Raw genomic sequence first — 21,846 nt, 5'->3', positions numbered from 1 at the left:
AATTTTAAAATAACAAAACAATGAAAAACAACGAAGGGAAAACAATTAGTGAAGGTGATGGTCCAAAAACAATGTGGACTATTGACTACAAAAAATGTAATGTCTGTGGCGAGTGTGTGGATGCATGTAAAATCGGACTACTTAGTATCAAAGATAAAAGAATAATAATTTGCAGTCAGCTTGAATGTGATTGGTGTGGTGATTGCGCTGATGCCTGTGCTTCCGATGCTATTGTACTGACTTAATCAGATCTATGAAAGCATTTCATCTGTTTCTTTTTATTTTCATGTGCATTAGCTGTACAAATCAAATTCAGAACAAAACCGATATGCTGGATAAAGAGTTGGCAATAACGCCTATTTTATCTTCATCATTTGATTCTTTATGGCATGATGTACAAAAACTACCATCCAGACAACAAGCGGCAATCTTGCTCCGAATATCCTGTCGGGATGAAAAAGAAACAGGTGGAATACAAAAACAAGAACGTATTTTATTAGAAGGTCTTCCTTTTATTTCAAAAAAAGAGAAAAAGAAAATATTATTGCGATTACTCAGTTTGTATAAAAAATTAAGTGAGCAGAGAGAACCTGATGCAGATACAAAGGGTATTCAACTAAGTGAAAATCTGGAGACTACTTATTCGTTTTCACAAAAAGAGAAATGGGAAATAAAGAAAATAAAAGCAATTTTGTTAGGGAGAAGAGGACTACACAAACAATATTTACCAATTTGGTTTGAATTGCTTGCAGAGCATCGTGCAGCAGACAAACTTGAACTTGTAATAGAGGATCTTTTCACTATAGCTAATCATTTAAGAATATTAGGAGATCAGGAAAAAGGGATTTCTTTATGTAAAGAAGCTTATCAGTTAGCAATAGATAACCATCTTATAGATTTGAGAAATAAATGTTCAAGACAATTAATAAAGTTCTTCACTGATTCTAAACAATATGCCGAGATGGTGGATTATATAAATGAAATAGGCATAGATTCCATGATCTCATTCGTTCCTTCTGTTTATTCCTTATTATCAATGTGCTATTTAGAACTTCAAAAACCTGACAGCGCTCGTCTCTATTTGACAAAGATTGATCAGACTAAAAAAAACGGGAGTGGAATGATTCTTAATTGCAATATTGCGGATACATATATTACGGAACACAATATAGATTCAGCCCTTGTTTTTTTAGATAAAGCAATGGGAGAATTTCAGAATCAAGCTAAACGTCTTCAAAAGAATAACATTAAAGCATCCCTCCCCTTTTATTTTTTACCTACTTGTTCTTCTTTAGCTACATTATATCAACAAAGTGGTGACTATCAAAAAGCAGGTAAATCTTTTTTATTAGTAGAGCCTTTGATGAAAAAGGCAGCTAAGGATCCCAGTCGCATGGAAAAACAAGTGGATGCCCTTGCTCGCTACAGTTCTTTTTGTCGGGCTACCAAGCAATATGAAAAAGCTGTTGATTTATTGATGTTTCGGGACTCCCTCCTGCAAATCATTAATAAAGCCGACAAAGAACGTGAAAGTAAAAACTTTATAAGTCGACTGCAAATTAGCGATTTAGAGCATCAAAATAAGCTACAGGAAACCTCATTGGCCAACTCGCATCGTATGGTTGTCGTTTCAACAACTTGTGCAATCTTATTCTTTTTCCTTATATGTGCTGTCGGTTACATTTGTTATCAGCGGAAGAAACGGTTGGATGTTATCATGAAACAGGAAAAAGAAGCAGAACAACTCGAGTCGTCAGCTACGCCGGAGAAAGAGAAATCTCTTACCCCCGAAGAAAAACTCTACCATGCCGCCTACGAGAAAGTCCGTCTCCAAAAACTATACCTTAATAAAGACATAAGACTTAAATCACTGGCGGAAATGCTGAAAACCAATCATACATATCTGTCATCATGTATTAATACCTGCTATGGAAACAACTACAACCAATGGATCAATGATTTCCGTATTGATTATTTACTTGGGCGGATCCATTCCGGAAAGAAATTATCCGATTTAGCCGAAGAAGCAGGCTTCGCCTCTACCGATGCCTTTTATCGTAACTTCAAACGAAAGACCGGCCTTACTCCTAACGAGTATCTGAAACAGCATCCCAAGAAACAAAATCCGGAGGAAACTGTCCTCTGTTGAATGCAACTTAACCGCCATAACGTACCGTTTACAAACAAAATCTGTCATCTACCCGCATTATGGTTATAAATCCATATCCATAAACTACTTTTATGGCAGAACTATCCCTTACTACATACTTATCCTTTCTTATTCAATTGTCGTTTGCAATAGCAGACGGCAATTGTTTTTATATCTCATCAGGCTATCTAACAGCTACATTTGTTATATTATTCCACCAACAATAGAATTATATGACAAATGTATCAGTAAAAGTAAAAAGAAAAACTTCTGTCATTCCCGGCAAAAGAATGCCCTTGTTCCTGCAAATCATTTATAACCGCGTTGTGAAAAGGGTCGTGCTGGATCTTAAACTAACAGAACAGGAATGGATAGAAACAACGCAAACCATTCTTATCCCTCCGGATGCAGGGAACGAACGTATCAAGGCACTGATGCTTATCAAAGAAGCACTCGAACGGAACCTGGCAGAGATGGAGGAAATCGTTCAGCATCTGAAAGACACAAAAGAGTGCTCTGCCGAAAGGATTGTCCACGATTTCCGGAACCGCAAGTGTTACACCCTATGGCTGGAATACATTCAACTGGTCATTGAGAAGAAAAGAGGCCAGCGGTCAGGGACCACTATTCGTAACTATCAGAACACTCACAAAACATTCCGCAACTTCCTCCAGGGAGAAGATATTCCCATTAAGGACGTGGACGAAGATCTTATCATCAGCTTTGAAAAATACCTCACAGACAGGAAGCTCTCTAAAAACACGATTGCTTTCCATTGCAGGAATCTGAAAGCCGTATGGAACTTCGCCGTCAGGGAACAGGTCATTGAGCAGCGCCCTTCTCCTTTCAGGAACATCAATACAAAGATCGATAAGACAGAGAAACGGGCTATAACGGAAAAGTATCTCCACAAGTTGGAGGCCCTGAACCTGGAGAATGCTCCGGGACTCAGCCTGGCACGCGATCTCTTCCTTTTCTCTTTTTTTGTCAGGGGGATGGCTTTTGTAGATTTGGCTCACCTTACTTTGGCTAATATCCATGGCAATAAGTTAATCTATGTGCGAAGAAAAACCGGCCAAGTACTTAAAGTGGAACTTCTTCCCGTCATGTTGAAGATCATACGCAAATATCACCAACCCGGACAACCTTATCTTTTCCCGGTGCTAAAAAATGCCGATGCCTCCTGGAAGGAATACGACAGTGCCCTCCGTCTACAAAATAAAAGGCTTAACATATTAGGAAATCAAATAGGCACTCACCTGTCTACCTATGTGGCACGCCATAGTTGGGCAAGCATCGCTAAACTCAAAGGAGTAACTGAGGAAGTCATTTCCGATTGCATGGGGCATACTTCCGTCAACACGACACGCATCTATATAGCATCACTTGATAATTCAAAATTGGATAGAGCTAATAGAAAAGTGATTGTAGGAAACGGACATGCTGAATCTTATTTCGAAAAGAGGATGTTATAGGTAAATTACCATTCCGTCTATTCGTAATAGTTGGAATGGATATTCCTTTGTGATGTTAACACGTCACAAAAGTAGTAACGTTTTCTTTAATAGCAAATGTTTTCTATATTATTTTGAACATAAGAACCTATAATATTCAATATTAACCTGAATATTATACAATTATTAAGGAAATGCAGAGTGTTCATCTGTACTCTCCCAGGAAGCTAATTGCTTCTTTTTACAACTAAAATAGATATCTTAATTACTACATATCAGCTGTTTACAGATTGTTTCACAATACCGATCATCAAACTTGCTTTGATTTTCATCTGCATCCTTTCTGTAATCGGTTATTTTATTCATATCTCTGAACTTTTATATACAAGCCCCAGATGTATCTCGTACTTTTCACACAAATCATCTTAATAATCAGCCATTCCATCTTGAAATAAGACCATTTGTTTCATGAATTGTTTCACAGCAGGAGATTCCTCCCCTTCCGTATCCTATTGGATTGTCATTAATATCAAAGCCTTTCGAATTTGGCACGAAAGACTGTTCCAACTCTTACGAATAGACGGAACGTATTTCCATCAAAATATAAATAGGGTATATGCTAAGAAAACTACACATACTAATGTTTGTTATTTATTGTTTACCTACTGGTATACACGCTCAGCAAACCGCACTGAAAACAAACACATTATTCTGGGCAACCACAACTCCGAACGTCGGCGTTGAGTTCGGAATCACTCGTCAGATCACACTCGATTTATGGGGAGCATACAATGCTTGGAAATTTAGCAATGACATGAAATTGAATATGTATCTCTTTCAACCCGAAGTCCGTTATTGGTTTTGTCGTAAGTTCGAAGGACATTTTATCGGTGTACACGGACATTGGGGACATTTCAACATCGGGCAAATACCTTTTATATCCGGATTAAAAGACCATATATTGCGGGGAGATCTCTATGGTGGTGGCGTTACATATGGCTACCATTGGGCATTGGGCGAACGTTGGGGACTGGAAGCGATGATCGGTGCCGGATATGCTTATATGAGATACGACAAATTCCGTTGTGCCGATTGCGGTGAACGGGAAGGGAGTTACACGCGCAGCTACATAGGTCCTAGCCGTCTCGGATTCTCCATCATTTACTTCCTGCGCTAAAGATTATCCTTATGAAAAATTATCTGCTACATATAATAATGTTTACTTTCGTCGTTGCCTGTCTTTCCGGACTTACCGGAAAAATAGCAGCCGAAGGCATACGTATCGTTCCCCAATCGGTCACCGTGAAGAACGACAGCTTGCATCTCTGGCTGGAGATGGATTTGAACAGCGTACATGTTAACTCATTGGCAGCCGTTATCTTTACCCCCGAACTGGCAGGAAAGAAAGGTTCTTCCCAAAAGATTACATTACCTTCCGTTGTGATCACCGGTGGTAAACGTTTCCGTTTTGAACGCCGCGAACGTGCATTGGCAACCTCTGCGGAGAACCGCGAAATTCCTTATCTTATATTACTCGACAACAACCGGACCGGTTCCAAAAATGTCCGTTACCGGATATCCATTCCTTATACCTCCTGGATGCAACAGGCCTCCCTGCTGCTCCGCCAGGAAATAAAAGACTGTTGCGACCTGCAACTGCTGGGAGTAGATACGTTGAAACGCAACCTGTCGGTTTCCACTGTACAACTCGCAAAAAACAACCCCATTCCTGCATTCGATGCGGAATCGCATAAGGACAAACCCGTTCAAAGAGACAACCATGTCCCGCGTCAAGCGCGGGAACAGATTTCCCTGAACACGGCAGATGTCAATACTTATGCGTCGATGGTCTCGTTCCTCACGCCCGACCCGAAGCAGGAGAACAAACACCGCAGCAAAAGCACAACTCTCTATATAGATTATCCGCTCGGCAAAGATGAAGTATATCCCGACTTTAAAAACAACCGGGAAGAGATCGGCAAGATCGACGCCAGCTTGCTTCCGGTCCTGGCCGAAGGTTACTCCGAACTGGAACGTATAGAAGTGAAAGGATATGCTTCGCCCGACGGAGACTACGGAGATAATGAAAAGCTGGCAGCCAACCGTTCCAGGCTGTTTGCCTGGTATGTGCAAAAAGCGTACGGCATCCCCGCCCGCCTGTTCGACGTCTCATCCGTGGCGGAAGACTGGAACGGCCTGGAAGATTTGCTGCTAAGCACAAAACCCTCTTATTATACGGCAGCCCTCGACATCATACGCCGGTTTGGCATTTTCAGTGGCCGCGAAAAACAGTTGATGAATTTGCAGGGAGGCATTCCTTATAAAGACATGCTGAAAAGGCTTTTTCCCCTGCTCAGGCGTATCGAGTTCGTGGTGGAATACCGCATTCGTGCCCTTAATGCCGGAGAAGCATCGGAGATGATCTATACCCATCCCGACTTGCTGAGCCTGGAAGAAATGTATAGTGTCACCCGCTATTACCGTCCCGGAACGGAACAATACCGCGAAGTCTACGAAGTGGCGGCATTCCATTTCCCGGACGATGTGATAACGAACGTCAACACGGCCTCCGCCGTAATGCTGACAGGCGATTTGAAATCGGCATGGGGATATCTCCGCAAAGTAGAGGCCGACCCGCGTGCCTGGAATAATCTGGGCGTGCTTATGCTGATGGAAGGAAATCCGGAAGGGGCGACAGTCTGGTTCCGGAAAGCCGTAGGGGTTGAACCCCGCAAGGCACGCAGAAACCTGCAATTTGCCGAAGGATTAACAGAATAGAAGACGAATAAAAGAAATAGAAATTCATACTGGATTAATATTAATAATACGAAGTAGTGGGAAGGATACAGACAGGAAGGTTTTGGATGATATGCAGCATACTGGCAGCCATGCTCTCAGGCTGTTCTTTTGGCGACGAACCTTTCGTCTGTCCTTACAATGTCAGGATGGAATACTGGTATGCGGGTAGCAGCACCGAAAATACGTTGCCGACTTATGTCGACAACCTCCGGCAATACCTTTTCGACGCAAAAGGGAACCTGCTGGCCACTATCACCCTCAAAGGCGACAGCGTAGCAGGCTGGAACGGCAACCTGCCCGACGGCGATTATACATTGGTTCTCTGGGGGAACCTCTCGGACGAAAGCAATGCCAACGAAACGATACAAATTCAAAATGAAAACGATATGAATATGAACGAAATGACACTCAGTGCCCAACAGACAGGCATCCCTCCCGGATACCGGGGCAATACAAGCCGTCTGTATTACGGGACAACCGCATTCACCCTGCAAAACGGGGCGACCCGGCGTCGACGCGTTTACCTGTCCCACGCCCATGCCGTCCTCTCTGTGACGGTGCGGTGGATGACAGGCGAACCACCCGCAGACGGCATTTTCAGGATGCGGCTCAAAGGGATTCCGGCTGTTTACGGATTTACCGGAGGAAATGAGGCTACGATCCCTTCGGGGGACGGGCAATATATCATTCCCCGTATCACAGGCGGTATCACCTACCATGAGACAAGGGCGGCTTTGAGTTACGACGGAGAAGTGATCGGAGAGTTTGTCACCTTCCGTTATACCGCTTCCACCCATCAGTTATGGAGCCTTTGGAAAGATGGAGAACAGATCGTTAAGGATTTGGATCTGAACCTCTTTTTCAATAAACAATCCGTCAACATGGATACCAATATGGAGCAGGAATTTGATCTTCTGGTAAGTGTATACGATGACAAAATTATTGTAACGCAGGCTACGGCTTCAGACTGGGATGAAGGCGGAACGATCGGATAATTGAATATTAAAACAGAAACAATAAAACATACTTAAAAACAAGGTGAATATGAAACTATTGACAAAATGCACCACCCTCATGCTGGCAGCCTTTTTAGCAGGCTGTTCGGAAGAGACGCAACATGCCGGCGGCAATCAGCCGGAGCCGGGCGGAACCGATGATGCCGGACGCCGTGAAGTGTTGCTCACATTAAAAAACAAGTTGGCCCTGAAGCCGGTCGCCACCAAGGCGGAAACCATTGCCACGGCGGATGAGAATGCGATCGAAACACTCGATGTCTATGTGTTTGCCTCCGAGAGCGAAGCCGGTGACAACTACACCCTCCTCCAACGTTTCGCCTATCGTGCAGAAGCAGAAGCTACACTGCCTGCGGGAGCTGAAGAACTGCAACTGGCGGTAGACGACGATAACGACGAAACGACAACAGGACTGCTCAAAGTGAAAAAGGGGTTGTTCGTAAAACTGTACTGCATCGCCAACAACACGATGCTGGTCGACCCGGCCAGCGGCGACGGTACACCGTTGACCGATGCTGCCTTCACACCGCTGGTCTTATCGGAAGCAGATGGCAATAATCCCGCGAAAATAGTGGCACCCGGACAACCTTCGGAAAGCATTTTCAAAACCTATCATACCGCACTGCTGTCGGCTACGGTACCCGGCGATACGCTGTGCACTCCGCTGGCTATGAGCGGCGCACAGACAACACCGCTCGACCTGACCGATCTCGGCTCTTCTGCCCGGGTACAGACCGGATTCAAACTCACCCGTCTCGCCGCACGTTTCGATATCGTTAATAATGCGGAAACTTCCCGTTTCACCATCCAATCGATCTCGATGGGCAACGGCCGCCGCGGCGCGACCTTCTTCCCTATACGCATTTACGGCACGGTTCCCGAAGCTGCCACAGGTGAACTCATCACCTGTCCCTCACGTACTTTCAGCGGAGAAAAAGCGAATAAGGGTATGCAGACTGGTGCTTTCTATTCTTATCCCTCGCCTAAAAACGATCACGGTTTCCTCACATTGAAAGGATTGTACAGAATAAATAAAACAGAAAGCAAAGAGGTTTCTTACCAGATACCTTTTACACAGCAGGCGGCTGATGGCAGTTCCTCTTTTCTCGAAATAAATAATAACCACCGGTACACGATCGGCATCACCGAAGCAGACGATTATCATCTGGATTTCACATTAACAGTCGCTGATTGGGCGGATGACGGAAACATCGACGAATACAAACCGGAAGACGGTAGCGGAGAACTTGACGTGGCCATCCCTCCCACATTCACCGATGAAACCGTATACGATCCGGATACCCGTACCATCAATATGTCGGTCAAGAATGGGAGTAGTATCGATATCAACATCAAGACCAATTCAGCATTGAATATACAAAAAACATATGCTGGCGGTCCGGAGTCGCAACAATACGATTGGCTGGAAATTTCTGAGCCTTCAATTACAAACACAACAAAAGCCACCATACCCGTTTGCACTTACCAATTTACTATAAAAGAGAATTATGACAAACCCCGTTTTCCTCGCGTCGTTGTAAGATTTACCAATACGATGAATGGGGCGGAAACTGTTTTGTTTGTTGAAGCAGTCACTTCACCGCTATTAAACGATATTCAGCAGGCTCCCGGTAATTGCAATACATTGGATGTGAAGCAACAAAAAGCAACTATGTATAAAGTAGTCGATAGTAAAATTAATGTAAGCATAACCTGCCCGGACGGAATAACGATCAAAAGCAAACCGGACTGGTTGGAGATAAAAAATACTGAAACAACCCTATTAAAAAACGCCTACGAACTTACTATAAAAGAAGAATCATTAAATACAGGCATTGGTGATAGCGAAGGTAGTGTTGTTTTTCAAAACAACAGAATAAGCGATCTGACAACGGCGATTACAATCAATTTACTGAGTAGTGAGATTACGGCAAATAATGAAGTATCACTACAGGCAGCAACCAGTGGAAACACTGCGATTAGTGTGCATTCATCTGCTATAGGAGTTAAGGCTTCTGTGAAAGACTGGGGAGGCGGCGACCCATGGTTCAATATTACAAACCCTGAAATAAAAGGAGATGGCAGTATTTTGATTACTCAAATAAGTACGAATATAAGTAGTGTCATGAAACCGGCCACTATCCTGCTAACGAATAAGATACCGAACGGAGAAAATAAAGAAATAAAAGTAATCCCCACCGGATTTACAGCACCCAAGTTGAGTTCTACCAGTGGAACGCTGGCTAATATAAAGAATGAAAATTCAACATCGGTAGATGTTACGGTTACACCTCCTGCCGGCGGATTCGTTTATACGATTGATAATAGCAATATTGCCAGTATCTCTCAAAATGGTAATAGACTCACATTTACAGCTAAATATACCGGTTCTACGACCATCCGAGTGAAAAACAAGTCGGATGAAAGTAAAACAGCAACTTATTCCATAAATGTATCACGCGATTATAAAGGTCAGTATGTTTGGAAATATTCAGGATATTATATTGCTCCAGTAAATGCAGATGAAAGTTGTCAATGGAATAGTAACTTATCATCTAAATGTCCCTCTGGATGGCGTGTACCGACTCATACGGAATGGTTTAAAATCGTAGGGGTAAATAGTACATTTCCTACTACGAATACAGGAAGTAGATATCAGGAGTTAAAAAATAACAAAGTATTCAATACAGCTCACACTCATTGGTCATCAAATGAATACAATGAGAGTTTAGCATACTATATGTTTGTTGGAAGTAGTAGTGGCGCTGTTGGATACGATCCTAAAACAGATAGGCGTCAAGTACGTTGTATCAAACAATAATATAAGTACCTAGCAACTAATTGAAAGTAAACAGAAATAGGCTTCAGCTATATTTCTGACAAAAGTGTTCTTTGACATGATGGGATTGTTTTTTTAGCAATCGCATCTGTAACCTATAACAGATGCACCGATCGTTACACAGCCCCCGACAAAGGGTTGTGCCGCATTTCGTGTGCATTTATATATGAAATTGAAACAAATAAAACACTGGTATAAACCGGTCCGGCACTTTATCTGTGCCGGACCACAATATTAAACGATATGGCAAATACACTGAAAGTATGGATGGCCCCCAATACGGTGACCCCTGATCCCAAAGACAAGATCTTTATCCTTGAAACCACCGGTAAAGCCGACATCAACAAGATCTACGAAGAAATGCGTGCCGAAGACACCGGCCTGCGACCTGAAACGATCGTACACGTAGTTACTCTCTTCGAACGCATCTGTGCCCGTTTGCTGATGAACGGCTGGCAACTCAACACAGGATTGTTCTACGCCGTGCCTCGTCTGCTTGGCCTGGCAGAAGATGGCCGGTGGAATCCCGAAAAGAACAGCATCTACGTGGCCTTTACCCAGAACAAGGTGGTTCGTGAGGAAAGTGCCAAAACGTCGATCGCTATCCTGGGCGAAAAGGCCGACGTGATGTACATCATCGGAACGGAAGACCGGAAGACGGGTCTGAAAGACGGTACCATGACACCGGGACGCAACTTCTTCGTGCGCGGTGCCAACCTCAAAGTTGTCGGTACCAATGAAGCGATAGGCGTTACCCTGACCGGCGAAGACAAAGCCGTGATTAAACTCGATGCCGACCAGATAACCACCAACAATCCGTCGGAACTGATCTTGCTGCTCCCCTCCGACCTGAAAGACGGTAAATACGAACTGACCGTCACCACCCAATATAGCGGCCGCACGCTGCTGAAAGAACCCCGTTCGGCGTCGGTAGAGGTCCATGTCGGCGAAAGCGGTGGAGGTGGCGGCGACCGTCCGGAGATCGAATAGTATAACCCTGTACAGAGTGATTGTACAACGCTATACAACCTCCTTGTACAGTACTGTACAACCACCCTGTACAAAACCCGAAATTTTATTAATCATATATTGTTTAACAAAAAAACAAACGAACATGAACGTAAAAAGTTTAATGCTGCTCCTTGCCTTCGCGGGACTGGGAGCAAGCTGTTCAGACGATGAAACAAACGGAGGCGACACCAGTGGTATTGCCGGACGTTCCGAGTTGCAGATCGTCTTCAGCGGAACCGGAGAGAGCCAGGAGTATACCAAGGCGACTGCTTCTGAAGGTGAAAACAAGATAGACAAACTCCAGGTCTATCTCTTCGCTTCTGCTACCGGACAAGCCGGCAGCTACTACTACATGGAAACCTGGAACGAAGGCACCACTTTCGATTCAGAAGACAAAGACGCCTCCGGTAACCCGAAGACCAACTTCAAAAAGCAGGACGCCGGAACGGGATGGAAAGCCTCCATCTATCCGAACGAGTTAAAAGGATTGTCTTACATCAAACTCCTTTGCATCGCAAACAACGGAGCTATCGACGCACAAGGTCATGCCACGACCGACGGGGAATTTTACCAGAAAGACGGTACGGCAAAAACCGCATGGAACGGTAGCATGGTTCCTGCCACTACGGCCGATAACGGAGATGGTGTTTTTGAAATTAGCAATGCGGCAGCAGCAACTACCGAAACTGCTTTCCGCGCCTCATTCACCAAAGTGCTGGGTACGGATGCCGCTACCGGCGGTATCATCGCTACACCGCTTCTAATGACCGGTGAGGGACAGACCAAGATCAGCGGCAGTGTCTCTAAAGTCGATATCGACCTGAAACGTATCGTAGCCCGTTTCGATATCGACAACACGGCCTCCAAGTCGAACCTCACGATTCAGAAACTGACGCTGGCACAGGGCCGTAAAGTCGGTGCTTTTTGGGGAACGGCACCTGAAAAGGTAGAAGAAGCCGATCTGAAAACAACCCTCACCCCCTATGCCGCCGTCGAGTTCGACAAGTTGGCCGGGGCCAACGAAGGTCTGACCGAGAGTGCGCTCTACACCTACCCTAACCTGAGTACGGATCAGACCTACCTGATCATTGACGGTACGTATAAAAGTCCGGCAACTTCCAAACAGGTAGACGTCACTTACCATGTGCCTATCGTCCGCACCCCCGAAGGAGCCGATAAGGGTGAATATATCGCGATAGCTGCCAACAACCGCTATAAACTCCGTATCACGGATGTGACCCAGAGTAATATATTCGGTACTTTTGAAGTTGTGGACTGGACATCGGGCGGCGGTATTGTAGTGAAACCGGATAATGATGCTCCGGTGTTTGAAGCAACAACCGGTAATATCCCGGTAGCAATCAATGATTCAAAAACAGCATTTACCGTAGAAGAAAGCAGCGTATTTAAAACAACGATTGCCGCTACCGGTAAAATACGTGTAGAAAAATCGGCCGCCGAGACAAAAACAGCCTCTCCCGACTGGCTGGAAATTGCTAAGCCTGAATATAAAGAAGAGAACGGTGTATGGTACACTACTTTCGAAATGACTGTAGATAAAGCGACAGGCGAACTGCCTGTCAATGTGGTCTTCATCAACGAAGCAGCCTCTTACGATCCGGCTCTTTGGACAACACTTACTTTCTACGGACCGAAAGCTAAACCGACCCTGGCAACAGGCGGAGACGGCAGCACCGGAAATACGGTCGATTATAACCTGTTTACAGCCAATATGTATAATGTTGTAGGCAGCTATATTAAAGTAAAAGCGATGTGTATCGAAGGCACCAAGCTGGTATTGCCGGAAAACGGAGAGTTTGTACAGGAAGGCGAAGCTGTAAAAGAAGGCTATTACTCGACCTTTACGATCAAGGTGGCAAAGGCATTGACTGACGGTAATGAATACGCAATCAAATTCCAGAACAGCGAGGAAGCGTCTGCCGAAACAACTCTGACGGTCACAGCGGTAGCTGCAGGATTATCCGCCACACTGGAAAATAATTCCACGTATGCAACAATCAGTCATTCGGATGTTTCGACCTATAAGGTAGAAACAGATATCGACCTGCTGGCAGCCAACACATACAACCTGAAGATCGCTGCTCCGGAAGGCGCAACAGCCAATATCCCCAGCGGTAAATGGCTGACAATAGATGGTGAAACGGTTACCGATGGCGTTATGACTTATACTGTCAAAGCAACCAGCGGAGTCACTGACTTTACAGACTTCGACATCACATTCATCAATAAGCTGAATACAAGCGAAGTCTTGACGGTTACTATGCACAAGGCAGCAAGCAAACCGAAGTTTGCAGAAGCCACCGGTGGGGCGAAAAGTGATTTCAATGAAGCACCGGTTATCGCCGATTATGCTTCGACAGCCAGCATGTACAAAGCAAACGGCAGTAAGATATCGATCAAAGTAACTTGTCCAGAAGCAATGACTTTCCTCGAAAAGACAACCTCCGGATTAACGATTTCCAATAAAGGTGAAGGTCTTTATGAAATTGAAGTAAACAATGCCACTGCACTCACAGCCGCAACAACGGAAGTCATCGCCCAAAATACAACAGCAGGCGCTGAAAGCCGTAATGCGACGCTGACGATTACCTGGTTAGACCCGATACCGGCGTTTACACTGGGTGCAGATAATGATGCCGCTACGCTGGACGGAAGTAATAAGGATCAGATAAATGTGATTTATACGAGCGCATCTGACAATACTCATAAATATGTACCTATTGCAATCGCTGTTACAGGATACAAGGGCAGTACGATTGCCTACACAGGAAATACATCGACCTGGCTGAATCATACGGAATCGCCTACCGAAATTGCTGAAGGCGGAACTGCTGCGATCGAATTTACACAAAATGGTTGTGGAAATAGCGATGAAACAGCAGATATAACAATCACGATCACCAGTGCAATTCCGAATGGCGGAAGCAGAACGATCACATTGAAAAAACAATAATAATTGACAGGACATGAATATAAAATATCTATTTTCTATCCTCACTACCGGCCTGTTCATCCTCGCCGGTTGTTCCGAGGAAAATGAGGTAGTAAATCCGACCCCTCCCGATCAGGGAGGGACGGATGATCCTACACGCAGGGAAGTGCTTCTGACACTGAAAAATAACCTGGTCCTGAAAGCTCCCGGTACAAAAGCCGGTGAACAGATTGCGACAGCTGTAGAGAATTATATCTATTCGTTGGATGTATATGTCTTCGGATCGAAAGAAGAGAATGGTACCTATACGTTCTAGGAACTTCATTATTTCCGCGATGAGGCTGACATTGTGACCTTACCCAACGGAAAGGCATACAGCTTCAATCTGACAGATGACGTGAACGCAGGTACGACCTCCGGACTTTTGAAACTCAATAAAGGATTATTCATAAAACTCTATTGCGTGGCAAACTGTAGTAAGTTATATAAAACAGATGGCGATGCCGTGACCCTGTTCGATAATTTCAAATCGCTCGAACAGAGTAAACCCGGCATGCCGGACAATGTCGTGACGGCAGGAATCCCTACCGAGGATGAGTTTAAAACATTGCACACGAAGCTGATCGATGTAACAACCGATCCTCCGACTGTCGACGACGTGCTGGAATCTCCCCTGCCGATGTCGGGCGCTTACACGACACCGCTCGACCTGACTGATTTCGGGACTTCCGCCCGTACCCAGATCGGATTGAAACTGTCGCGTATGGTGGCACGTTTCGATGTTATCAACGATGCGGAAAAATCAAAATTCACGGTCGAGAAGATTTCGATGGGACGAGGCCAAAGCGCAGCCCAGTTCTTCCCCATCAAGACGTTGGTAACGGATGCCGATAAGCTGATCACTTACCCGGAAAGGGAAATTGATGCCGAAAACCAGCAGGCTGACGACGAAGCGGCCGGAACCACCAGTCTCACACAGGGTGCTTTCTATACCTACCCCAGCCCGAAAGAGGATAACGGCTATCTGATGCTGAAAGGTAAATATGCCGTCAACAAGACTGAAAGTACGGATGTTTCCTATAAGATTCCTTTCCAGCAGATGGTTAACGGCGTGGGTACTTATATCGAAGTAGCATACAACCACCGCTACACGATCGCTATAACGAAAGCGGACAAATACCATCTGGACTTCAACCTGAAGGTAGCCGAATGGGATGAGCCGGGCGACCTCGATCCGTATAAACCGGATAATGAGTTCGATAAGAAAACACCGGTAACGCTTCTGGCAGCCGAAAGCCAGGATGCTTATGTTATGGGCGACGGACGTGTCTCCGTCCTGGCAGCAAACGGTAGCAAGTTTGCGTTCACAATGGGTTCGAATACGGAATTGGAAGACGAATTGGTTTACCACTCGGCGACTGCCGTTAAATGGCTGGTCAAAGACGAAGAGAACAGCGGCCCTGTAACAAAAGCCGCCTCACAGGAAACCAAATATGTTTATAAGGTGGATGAGACAGTGCTGGGAAACGGCAAACAGGAAGATATCATTATCCGCCTGACCAATCCGGCCAGTGGCATGAACAAAGAGATCAAGGTAATCGCCACACCGGGCCCTGTCATAAGCCTGACAACCGTCGAAGGTAACTATAATAAGTTCGACCCGTCGACACTGACCGCTACTATATATAATGTAGCAGCCCAGACGATCAAACTGCATGCCGTAGCCGAAACACGTATCGATCCGGACAGCAAGGCAGAGAAAACGGGCAGTACAGCAACCGTAAAGTCAGGAGATACCTGGCTACAGGCAGACGGTCCTGTTACTACTGCCGAAGGCGATTATACCCTGACTCTTCCGGCTGTCAAAACACCGCTCCCTGCTACTACAACCGTTACTTTCGCTTCGACTGCCTCCAAGGGCGAGACTGTAGTGAAAGTCGTATTGAAAGACCCGGCTTTGAAAGATTTGTCGCAGGACGATTTCAAAATGGGAACCCGCAGCGATAACACGGTCAACATGACCGGAGGTACAGGAGGCAGTATTCCGTTAGTAAGTCTGGCAGATGTGGAAGATAACTCTTTCACCCTGACCGTCTCTTCGCCGGAAGGAGTCGATATTGCAACAGATGGCAGTTGGTTTGAAACCAAAGCCGGAAACGGTTCGACACAAGCCAACGGCTGGAAGCAGACAATCATCACAGGTAAAGTCAAAACGGCTATCGGCAATGTTCAGACAGGCGGTAAGATCACTGTGACAAACAAGCTCGACGCTACTGATAAATACGTAGTGGAGGTTGTAACGACCAAACCGGCCGAAGTTGTCGTACAGTGAATGAACTGTCCGTTTTTATAAACTTATGAAAGCCTGGTGGACTTGTTTTACCGGGCTTTCTTTAAACCAGGGAGAATTGGATATATGAATAAAGCAGATCTGATAAATAAAATAGCCGCCCGTCTTTCTGTTCCGCAGAAGGAGTGTCGCGAGCATCTGGAAGCGTTGCAAACAGTAATAGCTGAAGAGTTGAACGAAGGTAACGGCATCATACTCCAGGGATTCGGGTGCTTCAACCTTTGGAAACAAACCGAACGGGAAGGCCGGAATCCGCGCACCGGAGAAACGGTTCCGATATTACCACGCCGAAGTGTAAAGTTCAGACCCGGCAAAATGTTGCTGCAGAAACTGAATACGTAAAAAAATGGCCTTTGACCGATAGTCTTAAATTCCAACTCTGTACGGGCATGAATGAATTCCGGTTTTACTACTGGTTTCTGTTCATGCCCTTTTTCATGCATTTCATCACCGATTTTCTGTCGTCTGCGGATTTCTCTTCGTTTCTTTCAGCCTTTTTTATACCTTTCCGCTTCAATAAATCTAAAGAAGCCATGATAAAAAAGATTTTGACACATTTTGCTGCTCGTTTGGATGAGTATTTACGGCAAAGGTTTCCCCAGCCTGAAGGTGTGGCAGAAGCGGGTTTTATAGGCAACGGTCCGGAAGAAAGACCTTGCAAGCTGATTGTCTCGTTAGTCAATATAGAGCGGGAAGCCGCCGGAGGGATCTCGGCTGGTCTCAGTCGTAGCGGTTCGGAGTATATGCGAAATTATCCGTCGCTGTTGCTGAATCTGGATTTGATGCTAGCCGCTGTATATGATGAAAAACGCTATGCCGAGTCATTATCCGTCTTATCTGAAACGTTACTTTTCATTCAGTCGCATCCCTTTTTTGAACTGGACGGGCAGAAATATACGGTAGAAATCGTAACACTGTCCGCACAGGACATCAATAACTTCTGGACTACACTGGGCGGACAATATTACCCGTCGGTAATGTGTAAGCTGCGTCGCCTGACCATCGATGCGCAAGAAGCCAGTGGCAGCAGCAGTATTGCCCGTGAACCGAATGTGCGTTTAACAAAATAGAACAGAGGAAAATAGATGAGCCGATATATTGCTATAGCCACGATACGTATCGAACACGATTACTACAATCCGTCTGTAAACAGATTTGTGAGTTTGCAGCCGACGCCTGAGACCAAAGAGTTGATGAAACGGCGGGGAGTAATGTTTAGAGCAGTCTCCGCGAACGAGTGGCAATGGATAATGCTCGATGATTTGCCGGGATTTATGGATGAAGATGTACTGGAGTTGTCAATGATTGTGAAGGATCCCTGTTTTCTGCAACAGATAGAGAATAAGGGATATGATTTGGGGAGCTTGTACAAGTTCAATATAGAAAACAGAGTTGTGGAAGTGAATGCCAACTATGTCTGGAAAAAGGAAACGAACGGGCAAAAACTGAAAGATGAGTTCTGCCGTATAACGCTGAAACCGGTGGAAACTGCACCGGAGAAATTGCGAATGCTCCGGTACCCGGAATTCACCATCCGGTTTAGTTCACCCGCTTATTATTGGGAATATCTCTGTGTATTCAGGGATGAGAATGACATGCGTGGAAAAGAGCTCAACCTGAAAAGTCGCGAAAACATAATGGCTTTCTGTCCACCGGAAAAGTATGAGAAAACAACTTTTGGAAAAAATGTATGGAGAATTGTTTCTGCAGAGCGGATAAGACTGAAAGAGCATTACGACATTACAATACAACTTTTCATTGGTACACGGTTGGAAAGTCGGTTCATTTCACCGCCGCAAATAGGTAAACACCAATCAGAATCTCCTTATACCGTAAGAGAGGTCTGTGTTATTAGAGAACAATAATTATTAATCTTAAAAACGAATAATCATGGGAAGCATGAAAACACCCGGCGTTTATATCGTAGAGAAGAACGCCTTCCCTAACTCGGTGGTGGAAGCACCGACCGCCATCCCCGCATTTATCGGTATTACCGAAAAAGCGATGAATGGAAACGATGACTTGAAGAATAAGCCATGGAAAATTTCGTCGATGACGGAGTTTATAAAGTATTTTGGTGGGGCACCGGAGCTGAGTTTCACGGTGGATATAAAAAGGTATAATCCGGATGCAACAACAAAAAATGGCAAGGTCGTCCCGGAAAATGCAGTACTGAATCCGGAATCAAAAGTGTTTCAGTATGATGTGAAATCAGAAGAGAAAAATAAATTCCCAATCATCCCCAAACCTGCAACCGAACCCTTTGAGAAAGATTATGCCGTCAACTATGCCTTCTACATTAATGGCGAAAACAAATATACCTTGTACTATAATATGTCATTGTTCTTTGCCAATGGCGGTGGAACATGCTATATTATATCTGTCGGAACGTATGGCAAAGATACATTGGATGATACAAAAGTAACCACTGCCTTGACAAATTTAGAGAAAGAACAGGAAATTACAATGATTATTGTTCCGGAAGCAGTAGAGAATACAGGTGTTTGTACCAACATACAACAGAATATGCTGAAACATTGCGGGGAAATGGCTAACCGTTTTACAATTCTGGATATAGCTCCTAAATATCCCAATAACGATCAATTGAATACCCGGATGGAAACCTTCCAGGGAAGTATCGGCAGTGAGTATATGTCTTATGGGGCAGCTTACTATCCATGGCTGAATACTTCAGTGTTGGGCGACAGGGATATTGACGGTGAAATGTTTACATGGTTGGATACATTTTATATCTATAGAGACAAATTCTCCGATGTAGATCGAAATCTCCAGGCAATAATAGAAAAGTTCATGCACCCATCTTCCGTAGAAGTAGAAGCGGGTAAAGGGCTGACAATCAAAGAAAAAGAATATGCATATGTAGATATAACAAAGGAGCTTTTGGAAAAAGATTTAGGGAAAGGTATAACAGTAACTGTTGAAACTATCCCTGCGGCAGATCCTAATCCAGAAAAGAAAGTTATTACATTATATGTGGTAGACAAAAACAGTTTCCACCAGGCACTGTTCAATGGTTCTGTTCTTTACCAATATGCTATGAAGGGATTGAAAAAGTATCTGAACCTCCTCCCTCCTTCCGCAGCTATGGCTGGTATCTATACCAGGGTAGACAATACACGTGGTGTATGGAAAGCTCCGGCAAATGTATCTGTAAGCTACGTGGAAAGTACGGCTGAAAACATAGACGACAAGGAACAGGAAGATTTAAATGCCCCGATGAACGGCAAGGCCATTAATGTGATCCGTGCCTTTCAGGGTGAAGGTATCAAAGTATGGGGAGCACGTACGCTGGACGGTAATTCCTTGGATTGGCGTTATATAAATGTACGCCGCACATTGCTTTTCCTCGAAGAATCCGTGAAGAATGCTGCACGTGCTTATGTGTTCGAACTGAATGATGCCGGTACCTGGATCAATATGAAATCTATGATAGAAAATTTCCTGCGTGGTATATGGAAACGTGGTGGATTAGCTGGAGCTACACCTGAAGATGCTTATGAAGTACATGTCGGACTTGGTGACACTATGACGGCTGAAGATATTCTGGAAGGCATCATGCGAATCACAGTATTGGTCGCCGTTACACATCCGGCGGAATTTATTGAGATTACTTTCCAGCAGCAGGCACAAAAGAGTTAATAACCGATTGTTGAACTAAAATATCGAAGATCATGGGAGAATACAAAACCCCTGGCGTTTATATCAAAGAGAAGAACGCTTTCCCTAATTCTATAGTTGAAGCCGAAACAGCTATTCCTGTGTTCATAGGCCTTACAGAAAAGGCATTGAACGGAACGGACTCTTTGGATTTCAAACCGATGAAAATTTCATCGATAACGGAATATAGAAAGTATTTCGGTGGTGCCCCGACTCCGCAGTTTACGCTGTCGGTCATAAAAACAGAGGAGGCCGATAAAACCTTATCAGTTTATGATGCGACAATAAATGGCGGTCTGAAAGCAACACTGAAAAGTAAATTATGCACCTTATATTACAATATGGTAATGTTTTTTGCTAATGGTGGCGGTACTTGTTATGTAATATCTATTGGCAATTACGAAAAGAATTTATCAGACGTTTATACGGATAAAAGCAAAGAAACCATATTTTCCAATATCAAGAAAGTACAGGACATAACTATGCTGGTTGTTCCTGAAGCGGTGAATGTAGATACTTGTATGAACATCTATACTGACCTGTTGAATCTGTGTGACAGTAAAAAGTATTTTGTTCTTCTGGATATTCCTTTGAAAAAAGGGAATAAGATTATAGATAAACCGATAGAAACATTTCGTGAGGCAATTGGTACCAATAATATTTCGTATGCGGCAGCCTATTATCCGTGGTTGGAAACATCTGTACTCTCAGACAATGATATTACAGGAAAAATATTGACATGGGATATTGAGAATTTTAATCCGGATACATTCAGTTTAGCACCTTTTTATAATGTAGATTCAGATGTTTATAAATTTATAAAAGACGCTTTATCTGCTATCAAAAAAGGGACAAAAACGGTATTGGATAAAGATGGGAAAACTCCGCAAGAAGTTCCTCTCACAAAGAATGAACTGTCTCAAATGGAGAATGACCTCCACAATGCCCTGATGCAGAACTGGCCGGAATACCAGCTACTGGCGAAGAAGGTGAAAGACTATTTGAACCTGTTACCTCCTTCTGCTGCTATGGCAGGCATTTATACAATGGTGGACAATACACGTGGTGTATGGAAAGCACCGGCCAACGTTTCGGTCAACTATGTGAATAAGCCTTCGGAAGTGATCGATAATAAGACCCAGGAAGAGATGAATGTGCCGATGGACGGGAAAGCAGTCAATGCTATCCGGTCTTTTGTTGGCGAAGGTATCAAAGTATGGGGTGCACGTACATTGAATGGAAATTCTTTGGACTGGCGTTATATTAATGTACGCCGTACAATGACTTTTCTGGAAGAATCAGTTAAAAATGCTGCCCGTGCTTACGTGTTCGAACCCAATGATGCCAATACATGGATCAACATGAAGTGCATGATTGAGAATTTCCTGCGCAGCGTGTGGAAACGCGGAGGACTGGCTGGTGCCAGTCCCGAAGATGCTTATGAAGTACATGTCGGACTTGGTGACACCATGACAGCGGAAGATATATTGGAAGGTATCATGCGCATCACAGTGCTGGTTGCTATCTCGCATCCGGCAGAGTTCATCGAAATCACCTTCCAGCAACAGATGCAAAAAAGCTGAGATTAATCGGGATTTAA

General features: G+C 44.4%; 16 protein-coding genes. All 16 read left to right on the top strand.

Annotation, left to right across the window (positions count from 1 at the left end):
• The first annotated feature begins 20 nt into the window (after positions 1-20).
• The 16 genes from C825_RS15590 (at position 21) to C825_RS15515 (ending at position 21,829) form a co-directional block, all read left to right on the top strand.
• Positions 21-245, top strand: a complete 225-nt coding sequence (locus tag C825_RS15590) for a 4Fe-4S dicluster domain-containing protein (protein WP_010803143.1) — start codon at positions 21-23, stop codon at positions 243-245.
• A gap of 83 nt (positions 246-328) precedes the next feature.
• Positions 329-2,149: a helix-turn-helix domain-containing protein gene (locus C825_RS15585; RefSeq protein WP_010803142.1), complete on the top strand. Its 1,821-nt coding sequence runs from the start codon at positions 329-331 to the stop codon at positions 2,147-2,149.
• A gap of 233 nt (positions 2,150-2,382) precedes the next feature.
• Positions 2,383-3,624, top strand: coding sequence for a site-specific integrase (locus tag C825_RS15580; RefSeq protein WP_007656673.1), 1,242 nt, complete (start codon positions 2,383-2,385; stop codon positions 3,622-3,624).
• A 619-nt stretch (positions 3,625-4,243) separates the two neighbouring features.
• The gene (locus C825_RS15575) at positions 4,244-4,780 is read left to right on the top strand and encodes a DUF3575 domain-containing protein (RefSeq protein ID WP_007656679.1); all 537 of its coding nucleotides are present in this window, start codon (positions 4,244-4,246) and stop codon (positions 4,778-4,780) included.
• A gap of 11 nt (positions 4,781-4,791) precedes the next feature.
• The gene (locus C825_RS15570; RefSeq protein ID WP_010803140.1) at positions 4,792-6,381 is read left to right on the top strand and encodes a DUF3868 domain-containing protein; all 1,590 of its coding nucleotides are present in this window, start codon (positions 4,792-4,794) and stop codon (positions 6,379-6,381) included.
• Between the two features lie 56 nt (positions 6,382-6,437).
• Positions 6,438-7,397: a FimB/Mfa2 family fimbrial subunit gene (locus C825_RS15565; RefSeq protein WP_010803139.1), complete on the top strand. Its 960-nt coding sequence runs from the start codon at positions 6,438-6,440 to the stop codon at positions 7,395-7,397.
• Positions 7,398-7,446: 49 nt separating this feature from the next.
• Positions 7,447-10,236 carry a fibrobacter succinogenes major paralogous domain-containing protein gene (locus C825_RS15560; protein ID WP_010803138.1) on the top strand — a complete coding sequence of 930 codons (2,790 nt, stop codon included), beginning with the start codon at positions 7,447-7,449 and terminating at the stop codon, positions 10,234-10,236.
• A gap of 261 nt (positions 10,237-10,497) precedes the next feature.
• Positions 10,498-11,244, top strand: coding sequence for a DUF4469 domain-containing protein (locus C825_RS15555; protein WP_007656683.1), 747 nt, complete (start codon positions 10,498-10,500; stop codon positions 11,242-11,244).
• Positions 11,245-11,368: 124 nt separating this feature from the next.
• Positions 11,369-14,239 carry a hypothetical protein gene (locus C825_RS15550; protein WP_010803137.1) on the top strand — a complete coding sequence of 957 codons (2,871 nt, stop codon included), beginning with the start codon at positions 11,369-11,371 and terminating at the stop codon, positions 14,237-14,239.
• 13 nt (positions 14,240-14,252) lie between these two features.
• A complete protein-coding gene (locus C825_RS15545; RefSeq protein ID WP_010803136.1) occupies positions 14,253-14,534 on the top strand; it encodes a hypothetical protein in 282 nt (93 codons plus the stop codon).
• 33 nt (positions 14,535-14,567) lie between these two features.
• A complete protein-coding gene (locus tag C825_RS15540) occupies positions 14,568-16,550 on the top strand; it encodes a hypothetical protein (RefSeq protein WP_121719440.1) in 1,983 nt (660 codons plus the stop codon).
• Between the two features lie 84 nt (positions 16,551-16,634).
• Positions 16,635-16,910: an HU family DNA-binding protein gene (locus tag C825_RS15535; RefSeq protein ID WP_044214445.1), complete on the top strand. Its 276-nt coding sequence runs from the start codon at positions 16,635-16,637 to the stop codon at positions 16,908-16,910.
• A gap of 191 nt (positions 16,911-17,101) precedes the next feature.
• On the top strand, positions 17,102-17,638 hold the full coding sequence (locus tag C825_RS15530) for a Pvc16 family protein (RefSeq protein ID WP_010803134.1): 537 nt from the start codon (positions 17,102-17,104) through the stop codon (positions 17,636-17,638).
• 15 nt (positions 17,639-17,653) lie between these two features.
• Positions 17,654-18,433 carry a hypothetical protein gene (locus tag C825_RS15525; RefSeq protein WP_010803133.1) on the top strand — a complete coding sequence of 260 codons (780 nt, stop codon included), beginning with the start codon at positions 17,654-17,656 and terminating at the stop codon, positions 18,431-18,433.
• A 25-nt stretch (positions 18,434-18,458) separates the two neighbouring features.
• Positions 18,459-20,228 (top strand): phage tail sheath family protein, encoded by a 1,770-nt coding sequence (locus tag C825_RS15520; protein WP_010803132.1) that lies wholly within the window; start codon positions 18,459-18,461, stop codon positions 20,226-20,228.
• Between the two features lie 32 nt (positions 20,229-20,260).
• A complete protein-coding gene (locus C825_RS15515) occupies positions 20,261-21,829 on the top strand; it encodes a phage tail sheath family protein (protein ID WP_010803131.1) in 1,569 nt (522 codons plus the stop codon).
• Positions 21,830-21,846 lie beyond the last annotated feature (17 nt).

Source organism: Parabacteroides sp. ASF519 (assembly GCF_000364265.2).
Taxonomy (GTDB): Bacteria; Bacteroidota; Bacteroidia; order Bacteroidales; family Tannerellaceae; genus Parabacteroides; species Parabacteroides goldsteinii.
The sequence above is the reverse complement of the archived record's forward strand: the minus strand, read 5'-3'. Positions and strand labels throughout refer to the sequence as shown.